The following is a 7,233-nucleotide window of genomic DNA, read 5'->3' as shown; positions in this document are numbered from 1 at the left end:
GTTCATTGGATGGAGAAGATCGTGAAATGTTGACCGATTCTCTTTTCACAGAGAAGTATCAAAAATTATATGAAGATTTGTCTCAGGATTCAACATTTCTGCATTTAATCCATTTTATTTCTGTCTTATTAGCTGCTGATTCCACACAGCGTTCTCAAATTTATCGCACTCTACTCAAAGTTATTGCTCACAAGGCTGTTCCCTCTCGTCCTGCTAGAAATGAACCACGAGTTCGTAAACGTCGTCCCAAAATTTACCCCTTGATGACCAAACCTCGCAATGAATTACGAAAGCAACTGCAAACTGCTTAATTGGTATTTGTTTCCGCTGTTCTTAGTGCCATTCAGCCCTTGGGCGTATTCGACGATGGTTTCCATAACCGTCAACTCAAATTATTCCTACGCCCTTTCTTCCAGATTTTGGCGACTTTGGTAACCCCTTGCTGAGAATAGTGCAAGATCTCAGTTGAACGATTAAATAATACCTTCAGACAACGGGTTTCTCGACTAGTAAGAGAAAGTCTATCATTCTCCGAAAAGTTGAACAATCATATTGGAGCGATTTGGGACTTCATTCATGGCTACAATGCCCATCTGAGCAGGGTTTGAGCCTCACCACTACTTCCACATCACTACCAATATTCGTCTACTCATCCACACACTTGCTACAACATTTCGTTCACGTATCGAACATTAGAGATCGCCTATGAAAACGATCGCGATCGATCTAAGAACATCATAAGAATCTGATAAATCGTTGTAAGAATCTGAAAGCAGCCCAGCATTGGAACTGGGTACACTTCAGACAGATAAAACGAAGAGAATTTGCTACTGAGAGTTAATCCTATGAAAGCTATGGTGCTAACAAACTTTGGAGAACCAAAAGTCCTTACCGAACGCGAAGTGAATAAACCAATACCACGCGAAAACGAAAAACAAAAACTAGGAGGAAACAACCAATGACAAGGGCTGATTCTCGCTGCATGATTGCCGTTGCTAAGTCTCCTAAGGAGTACCAGGTTTATCGGATTAGTCCTGATTCCAGTAATAAGTTGGCGATCGCCTTCGATCCGCTTAGAGATGGTGTTTCATTTACCTGCTGTGTCGAAATATTTGATGTTGGTGGCAAAACTCCTCCCAATCGACACATGTATGCTACAGAACTGTTTTTTGTCCTCAAAGGAGAAGGACGAGCAACTTGTGATGGTAAGACGGTTTTGATTCAGGAGGGAGACAGCCTTGTGGTGCCTCCAACAGGCACTCATACCGTTGAGAACATAGGAAAAAGCCGTCTGTACACTCTGACAGTCATGCTACCCAATGAAGATTTTGCTGAACTGATTTACAACGGAATTCCAGTAGAACTGGATGCAGAAGATTTAGCGGTGTTGCAAGGGAAAGTTTCACCCATCTTATGTTAACCAGGTGAGATAGAAGTAGTACATCATGTCTCAGTAAATAAAACCTACTACGTTAGCCCATCCGCCTTTTTATGCAACAACGCCGTTCTATACAACAATAATTTGTCGAGTAGTAATGTCATCTCAGGAGAAGAAAATGAAAAAGATTGAAGCGATCGTTCCCACTGAAAATTTTGCGTTAGTGAAAACTGCTCTTGCCCATGTCGAGGTCGTAGATCTGACAGTTTCAACAATACGTAATTACAATTACCAAACCAAACAAATTCAACAATATCGCGGTGTAGAGTTTACCGTAGATTTGAGATACCAACTCAAGGTAGAAATTATCGTAGAAAATAGTCAAGTAGATCTGCTCGTAGGCAAGATTGCGGACGTAATTCAGACTGAAAAACTTGGCGAAGGCAAAATTTTCATTACACCCGTCGAGCAAGCCATTCGGTCATGTCCTGCACCAGTGTGAGACTACTTTTTTAGATAGGGTGTAGTTGCTCTTAAGCAAGATAATCGACTTGTCTCCTGTGCGATCGCGAAAAATCACAAACTCAATGTTGTTTGTCCGGCAACGTTGGAATTAGCAGCATCTATAATCATAAGGAGTCGCAAATGCAGGTTGTTACATCACCTTTAGAGGCAGAATTTTCAACTAATCAGCACGCTACAGTAGAAGATTTAGTCCGAGTTTGGCGCTGGCAATTGGCGTTTGACTATGCCAATCTGAGTGTTGCTACTAGAGAAAGTATTGTTTGCTGGCTGTTTGAAAACAATCCAGAACGTTTGACACAGCTCAACCCAAAGCAATTGCAACTAGTGCAAAAAGGAATAGCATACCGCTATCGAATTTTAAAACATCGTTATCTAGGACAAGCACCAGAACAATCTTATCGTCGCCTCTTGAAACGATTGAATAGTTTGGCGCTCCTACAAAATAAAATCCGTATGACGATCGCCCTCAGCCGCGATCGCCGCCGTCGAACAATTGAAGTCTTACAAGAGTTTTTGCAAGATTTGCTGCTACGCGATCGCTACTTACAACAGCAAATAAAAGCGATCGCCTCTTGCACCGACGATCTGCGTCTGCGTCATGCCTTACTATTTGCCACTGTAGAAGAGTACTGCTTGCGACCAGTTCGCAGTCAACCGCTGATCGTTCATCGCTTCATCAACTATATGCGCCGTCTTGGTTCTGGAGGAATAACAAAAGTCCCCAGAAGTAGGAAGATTCGGATTGTTGTTGCCCAACTTTCTTGGGAAGATAGCGATCGCACCTTGAGTTTGCTAGATGCACAGGCGATCGAGCAATACAACGAACAACAAGACGTAACCGAGCAACAGCAACAGTGCGAGGAGGTGAAACAGCAGCTATCCGAATATATAGAGCAAAAGTTGGGTTTTCTTGCGGTCAAATGGTTAAATCTTTACTTACAAGGACAGTCACAGCAAGCGATCGCGACTCGATTAAACATGACAACCAAAGAAGTTTATCGCCTACGAGAAAAAGTTTGCTATCACGCTACGAGGCTGTTTCAAAACTAAATTTGTTCGTAGTTACAGGAGGTAAATATGATGATGCTTAAAAATAAAGTTGCCTTGGTTACAGGAGGGACATCGGGCATTGGTAGAGCCACTGCGATCGCAATGGGTGCTGCGGGTGCAAAAGTGGTGTTCTCAGGCAGACGCGATGCAGAAGGAGAACAAACCGCTAAAATGATTCGTGAGACGGGCGCTGAATGCTTATATGTCCACTCAGACGTAACCAATGAAGCAGAGGTTCAAGCTTTAGTGGAGAAAACGATCGCGACCTATGGCAGACTCGATTGTGGGTTTAACAATGCAGGGATCGAATCTCCTTTCAAACTCCTGCACGAACAATCGATTGAGCATTTTGACACAATCATGTCAATTAACGTGCGGGGACTGTTCTTGTGCATGAAGTATGAAATTCAACAGATGTTGAAGCAAGGAGCGGGTGCGATTGTCAATACTTCATCCACTACTGGTTTAATTGGATATCCAGGAACTGCTCCCTACACAGCCAGCAAACACGCGGTAATGGGGCTGACGCGATCGGCTGCTCTCGACTATGCCAAACAGGGGATTCGGATTAATGCCGTGAATCCTGGAGCGATTGCCACTGAGATGATCGATCGCCTGGGGTTCACGGCTGATGATGTTGCACCTATCGTTCCAATGGGTCGCATCGGTCAGGTAGCAGAAATTGCTCAAGCGGTGGTTTTTCTGTGTTCTGATGCTGCAAGCTACATCACCGGACAATCTTTTGTTGTTGATGGTGGATACACAGCGAGCTAACAGGCGATCGCAGGTTACAAGCGGCTAGAATGTTCTGACTTTTGCTTCTAGTGCAATACCTTAAGAATCTGACAAATCGTTGTAAGAATTTGAAAGAAGTCAAGTATTAGAACTCAATACACTTTAGATAGAACTAGGAGAATCCAAATGGTTAAAGAGCAAACTGTAGACCAACAAGCTTCTTTACAGGTAACTACCAACCTGACACCAGCCCAAGAGTTTTTGCAAAATCTTTGGGAAGAACACGTCGGGTACGAATTTGCCACTCACAACACTGAAGATACCCTCGCCACGATGCTTGAGGATGCTTACGTTAACGATATTCCGGTAATGACTGGAGGAGTAGGGAAACCAGCACTGCGGGAGTTTTATGACAAATACTTCATTCCACGGATGCCGCCAGACATGGAGTTGACCCCGATCTCGCGCACGATTGGGACTGACCAACTTGTCGATGAAATGGTAGTTAAGTTCACTCATACCGTTCGGATGGACTGGATACTACCTGGCATTGCTCCAACAGGAAAACGGGTGGAGGTGGCATTAGTCGCGATCGTCCAGTTCCGTGACGGCAAGTTAGCTCACGAACATATCTACTGGGATCAAGCGAGTGTATTGGTTCAAATCGGATTACTCGATCCTGGTAAGCTGCCCGTTGTGGGTGTTGAAAGTGCGCGGAAGGCGATCGATCCGAGCTTACCTTCAAACGAACTGATCGATCGCGCTAGTAGTAGCAACTAAGTGCTGACTCCTAAACTCGACCCTCTGAGGATGGTTAGGGGGTTGAAGGTTTACAGATGAAGAAAACATATACAGGAAGCTGCCACTGCGGTGTAGTGAGGTTTGAGGCTGAAATCGATCTAAGTGCTGGAACGAACAAATGCAATTGTTCTATCTGTACCAAAACAAGAAACTGGAACGCAATAATCAAGCCCGATGCGTTTCGTCTGCTGACAGGAGAAGACGCACTGAGCGACTATCAATTCGGTAGAAAGAATATGCACCATTTGTTTTGTCGGCATTGTGGGGTAAGAACATTTGCACGTGGCTATGCTGAGGCGATCGGCGGTGAATATTTAGGAATTCAACTTGCTGCATTGGACAAAATAGATCCGCAAGAGTTGATTTCAGTCCCAATTCGATATGCAGATGGGCGAAGCGATCGCTGGGAAGTTGTGCCAGATGAAATTCGACACCTTTAGCGATCGCATCAACCAAAACGCAAATAGTCCTATTTGTTGACCAAAACACTTCTGAACTAATAGAAATTAGCTAATGGAGATGAAAAAGCAACTGATTAATCCGCCGCAACTCTATAATGGAAAACCATTCGGAATGTCCCACGCCGTTATCGATACTGCATCGGGTATCGTTTACATTTCTGGTCAAGTTGACTGGGACATGAACCATCAAGTCTCATCCCATACTGTCGAGGGGCAACTAAAGAACGTGCTAACTAACCTAACTGTCGTCCTAGATGCAGCGGGAAGCTCCGTAGAGAATCTACTTAGCCTTCGCATCTATGTTCGTGGTGAACTTGGAGATTTTATTGAGAAGATTGCACCGATACTCGCGCAATTTCTGGCAGAATCGCGCCCTGCTATTACTGGCATCGGTGTTGCCTCACTTGCCTCTCCAGAAACATTAGTTGAAGTTGAGGCAACAGCAGCACTTAAGTGACCAACTGATTTCCTAAATTTGTGTTAAACACAAACAAAGGAATTCAATACATTGTTATGCCTAATCAGTTCAAAAATTTAATTGTTTAATGAAAAAAGGATATGACATCATGCAACCGCAATGGATTGAAACCGCCCATCACAAAGCGACTTATGAAGCTTTTGATTACGTTCCTGGCGTGACAGCATCTGGCAGATTTGCCTTTATCTCTGGTCAGGTTGGGGTGGAAGAAGATGGTAGTGTGAGTGACGATGCGGCAACGCAGATCGCACGTGCCTTTGCTAATCTGGAAGAGATAGTTAAGGCGATTCCTGCCAGCCCGCGAGATGTTGTCGAGATCGCAACCTATCATGTCGGCTTGCGGGAATACATGTCGCTGGTGAGTACAGAGAAAAAGAAGTTTTTTGGCGATTGGAACCCAGCTTGGACAGCCATCGGTATAACCGAGCTGGCTATTGAAGGGCTGATCCTAGAGATTCGAGCGGTTGTGCTTTTGCCGTCCATCACTTAGAACCATCAGGGAATTACTACTGAGAGCGGGGTATGGATAACATCCACTAATTTCTCGCGCAAACCCTCTCTTGAGATGACTCTGTAGAAATGACATTTGGCTAAAAGTGTTCGCCATACTGCACTCTCATTAGTGAGTGACCAACTGATTTCCGAAATTCGTGTTTAACATCAACAAAGGAGATTAATACATTGATAGCCAATCAGCTAGCAGATTTTTTCGTTCGTAGCGCGGTCACGGAAACGACCCGATCTTATATGGGCGGTCTGATGACTTTTCTCGTCTCGTCTGCTGAAACCGAAAACCGCTTCTTGCTTCTGGAGATTCGGACGCAACCAGGAGCCGAGCCACCGCCCCATCTCCACTACGAACAGGATGAGGTATTTTACATTTTGGAAGGCGAGCTAGAGGTGTACTGCATGGGTCAGGTGAGAACCGTGCGGGCAGGCGAAACAGTCTTCCTGCCTCGGATGCAGGCGCACGCATTCTACTTCCTGTCGCCCATCCGTTTTCTCGCCCTAGTGCAACCAGGCGGTCTGGACGGATACTTTGAAGCCATGTCGAGTCCGGCTACCAGCATGGAAGTGCCTACAAATGCAGCCACTTATGCGGACTCCGATCCAGCTAGCGCATTAGCGAAGCTTAACGAAGTTATCGAGCTAGCTGCTAAGTACAGAGTCAAGTTTCTGACCCCAGCCGAGACGGCGGAGCTATTACCTCACTACCCTGGCTTTGGAGTGCCGCGAGAAGCTAGGAGTCATTGACTGCTAAATTTACAAGCGAGAATATCATGACTGAATATGACTACATTGTAATTGGTGCAGGTTCGGCAGGCTGCGTTGTTGCCAATCGTCTGACCGAAGACCCCCAAACAACTGTATTATTGCTTGAAGCAGGCAATCCAGATACCAAACCAGAAATTCAAATCCCAGCAGAATGCTTCAATCTACTAGGTTCAGAGGTAGACTGGGGCTATTTCTCCGAACCAGAACCCTACCTAAATAACCGCCAAATTTTTTGTTCTCATGGCAAGGTTTTGGGTGGCAGTAGTTCGATTAATTTCATGACTTACATTCGCGGCAATCCTCGCGATTACGATCGCTGGCAGGAATTAGGTAATCCTGGTTGGAGCTACCAAAATGTTTTGCCATACTTCAAGAAATCTGAGCATCAACAACATGGTGCTTCCGACTTTCACGGGGTTGATGGAGAGTTACTAACCAGAGCATAGAATGGTGAACAGTTTTAGGCAGCGGAGTAAGCAACATGTTTCTCACGAAAAAAGTTTTGTACAACGTGTGGTTGACGTTGTGTA

The 7,233-nt window shown here is 45.0% G+C and carries 9 protein-coding genes and 3 pseudogenes; all 12 read left to right on the top strand.

All coding sequences use genetic code 11. The annotated features are described in order from the left end of the window. Positions 1-311 (top strand): annotated as a pseudogene (locus H6G17_RS31800) (hypothetical protein); the annotation flags it as partial. Between the two features lie 153 nt (positions 312-464). After that, positions 465-608 (top strand): annotated as a pseudogene (locus tag H6G17_RS31795) (IS1 family transposase); the annotation flags it as partial. Between the two features lie 350 nt (positions 609-958). Next, entirely contained in the window at positions 959-1,420 is a 462-nt protein-coding gene (locus H6G17_RS31790) for a cupin domain-containing protein (RefSeq protein ID WP_192162669.1), read from the top strand. A gap of 136 nt (positions 1,421-1,556) precedes the next feature. After that, entirely contained in the window at positions 1,557-1,880 is a 324-nt protein-coding gene (locus H6G17_RS31785; protein WP_192162667.1) for a P-II family nitrogen regulator, read from the top strand. Positions 1,881-2,023: 143 nt separating this feature from the next. Beyond that, positions 2,024-2,953: a hypothetical protein gene (locus H6G17_RS31780; RefSeq protein ID WP_192162665.1), complete on the top strand. Its 930-nt coding sequence runs from the start codon at positions 2,024-2,026 to the stop codon at positions 2,951-2,953. Between the two features lie 30 nt (positions 2,954-2,983). After that, the gene (locus H6G17_RS31775; RefSeq protein ID WP_192162673.1) at positions 2,984-3,727 is read left to right on the top strand and encodes an SDR family oxidoreductase; all 744 of its coding nucleotides are present in this window, start codon (positions 2,984-2,986) and stop codon (positions 3,725-3,727) included. Positions 3,728-3,874: 147 nt separating this feature from the next. Further along, entirely contained in the window at positions 3,875-4,468 is a 594-nt protein-coding gene (locus H6G17_RS31770; protein ID WP_192162663.1) for a nuclear transport factor 2 family protein, read from the top strand. A 56-nt stretch (positions 4,469-4,524) separates the two neighbouring features. Next, entirely contained in the window at positions 4,525-4,929 is a 405-nt protein-coding gene (locus H6G17_RS31765) for a GFA family protein (protein ID WP_192162661.1), read from the top strand. 79 nt (positions 4,930-5,008) lie between these two features. Next, positions 5,009-5,407, top strand: coding sequence for a RidA family protein (locus H6G17_RS31760; protein WP_192162659.1), 399 nt, complete (start codon positions 5,009-5,011; stop codon positions 5,405-5,407). An 88-nt stretch (positions 5,408-5,495) separates the two neighbouring features. Then, on the top strand, positions 5,496-5,918 hold the full coding sequence (locus H6G17_RS31755) for a Rid family hydrolase (RefSeq protein WP_192162657.1): 423 nt from the start codon (positions 5,496-5,498) through the stop codon (positions 5,916-5,918). Between the two features lie 191 nt (positions 5,919-6,109). After that, entirely contained in the window at positions 6,110-6,682 is a 573-nt protein-coding gene (locus tag H6G17_RS31750; RefSeq protein ID WP_192162655.1) for a cupin domain-containing protein, read from the top strand. Between the two features lie 26 nt (positions 6,683-6,708). Continuing rightward, positions 6,709-7,134: pseudogene (locus tag H6G17_RS31745) on the top strand (GMC family oxidoreductase N-terminal domain-containing protein); the annotation flags it as partial. Positions 7,135-7,233: the final 99 nt, after the last annotated feature.

Origin of the sequence: Chroococcidiopsis sp. [FACHB-1243] (assembly GCF_014696895.1) — a bacterium.
Taxonomy (GTDB): Bacteria; Cyanobacteriota; Cyanobacteriia; order Cyanobacteriales; family Chroococcidiopsidaceae; genus Chroococcidiopsis.
This window is presented reverse-complemented; position numbering and strand designations above follow the sequence as displayed.

Excerpts from the sequence above, each read along its gene's own strand:
- H6G17_RS31760 (WP_192162659.1), top strand. The coding sequence starts at position 5,009 with ATGAAAAAGCAACTGATTAATCCGCCGCAACTCTATAATGGAAAACCA.
- H6G17_RS31765 (WP_192162661.1), top strand. The coding sequence starts at position 4,525 with ATGAAGAAAACATATACAGGAAGCTGCCACTGCGGTGTAGTGAGGTTT.
- H6G17_RS31770 (WP_192162663.1), top strand. The coding sequence starts at position 3,875 with ATGGTTAAAGAGCAAACTGTAGACCAACAAGCTTCTTTACAGGTAACT.
- H6G17_RS31755 (WP_192162657.1), top strand. The coding sequence starts at position 5,496 with ATGAAAAAAGGATATGACATCATGCAACCGCAATGGATTGAAACCGCC.
- H6G17_RS31780 (WP_192162665.1), top strand. The coding sequence starts at position 2,024 with ATGCAGGTTGTTACATCACCTTTAGAGGCAGAATTTTCAACTAATCAG.
- H6G17_RS31775 (WP_192162673.1), top strand. The coding sequence starts at position 2,984 with ATGATGCTTAAAAATAAAGTTGCCTTGGTTACAGGAGGGACATCGGGC.
- H6G17_RS31785 (WP_192162667.1), top strand. The coding sequence starts at position 1,557 with ATGAAAAAGATTGAAGCGATCGTTCCCACTGAAAATTTTGCGTTAGTG.
- H6G17_RS31790 (WP_192162669.1), top strand. The coding sequence starts at position 959 with ATGACAAGGGCTGATTCTCGCTGCATGATTGCCGTTGCTAAGTCTCCT.